The organism is Mesorhizobium sp. M7A.F.Ca.US.005.03.1.1, assembly GCF_003997975.1.
GTDB lineage: Bacteria > Pseudomonadota > Alphaproteobacteria > Rhizobiales > Rhizobiaceae > Mesorhizobium > Mesorhizobium ciceri.
In genome coordinates this window covers 1-1,441 of record NZ_RZRO01000211.1, presented here as the reverse complement: position 1 = coordinate 1,441, position 1,441 = coordinate 1, and the positions used below count along the sequence as shown (strand labels likewise).

The 1,441-nt window shown below is 63.6% G+C and carries 1 protein-coding gene; it reads left to right on the top strand.

What is annotated here, in order from left to right:
* The coding region (gene groL, locus EN990_RS35200) for a chaperonin GroEL (RefSeq protein WP_245469245.1) at nucleotides 1–1,441 on the top strand (1,441 nt) is incomplete at both ends.

The window sequence follows — 1,441 nt, the reverse complement described above, 5'->3', positions numbered from 1 at the left end:
GACGTAAAATTCTCCCGTGATGCCCGCGAGCGCATGCTGCGCGGCGTCAACATCCTCGCCGACGCGGTGAAGGTCACGCTCGGCCCCAAGGGCCGCAACGTCGTCATCGACAAGTCGTTCGGCGCCCCGCGCATCACCAAGGACGGCGTCACCGTCGCCAAGGAAATCGAGCTTGAAGACAAGTTCGAGAACATGGGCGCGCAGATGGTCCGCGAAGTTGCTTCGAAGACCAACGACATCGCCGGCGACGGCACCACGACCGCGACCGTTCTGGCGCAGTCGATCGTCCAGGAAGGCCACAAGGCCGTTGCCGCCGGCATGAACCCGATGGACCTGAAGCGCGGCATCGATCTGGCCGTGACCGAAGTCGTCTCGGCGCTCGGCAAGGCTGCCAAGAAGATCAAGACCTCCGAGGAAGTTGCCCAGGTCGGCACGATCTCGGCCAATGGCGACGAGTCGGTCGGCAAGATGATCGCGGAAGCGATGCAGAAGGTCGGCAACGAAGGCGTCATCACGGTTGAAGAAGCCAAGACCGCCGAGACCGAACTCGAAGTCGTCGAAGGCATGCAGTTCGACCGCGGCTATCTCTCGCCCTACTTCGTCACCAACGCCGACAAGATGGTTGCCGAGCTCGAGGACGTCTACATCCTCCTGCACGAGAAGAAGCTGTCCAACCTCCAGGCCATGCTGCCGGTTCTCGAAGCCGTCGTGCAGACCTCGAAGCCGCTGCTCATCATCTCGGAAGACGTCGAAGGCGAGGCTCTGGCCACGCTGGTCGTCAATAAGCTGCGTGGCGGCCTGAAGATCGCCGCCGTCAAGGCGCCGGGCTTCGGCGATCGCCGCAAGGCCATGCTGGAAGACATCGCCATCCTCACCGGTGGCCAGGTCATCTCGGAAGACCTCGGCATCAAGCTCGAGAACGTCGGCCTCAACATGCTCGGCCGCGCCAAGAAGGTGTCGATCTCCAAGGAGAACACCACCATCGTCGACGGCGCCGGCAAGAAGGCGGAGATCCAGGGCCGCGTTGCCCAGATCAAGCAGCAGATCGAAGAGACCACTTCGGACTACGACAAGGAGAAGCTGCAGGAACGTCTCGCGAAGCTCGCGGGCGGCGTTGCGGTGATCCGCGTCGGCGGTGCGACGGAAGTCGAAGTCAAGGAAAAGAAGGACCGCGTCGATGACGCCCTCAACGCGACCCGCGCGGCCGTCGAAGAAGGCATCGTTGCTGGTGGCGGCGTCGCGCTGCTGCGCGCTTCGGCCAACATCAAGGCCACCGGCGTCAATGCCGACCAGGCCGCTGGCATCAACATCGTTCGTCGTGCGCTGCAGGCTCCGGCCCGCCAGATCGCGGCCAACGCCGGTGCGGAAGCATCGATCGTTGCCGGCAAGATCCTTGAGAACAAGGGCGCGACCTTCGGCTACAACGCCCAGACCGGCGACT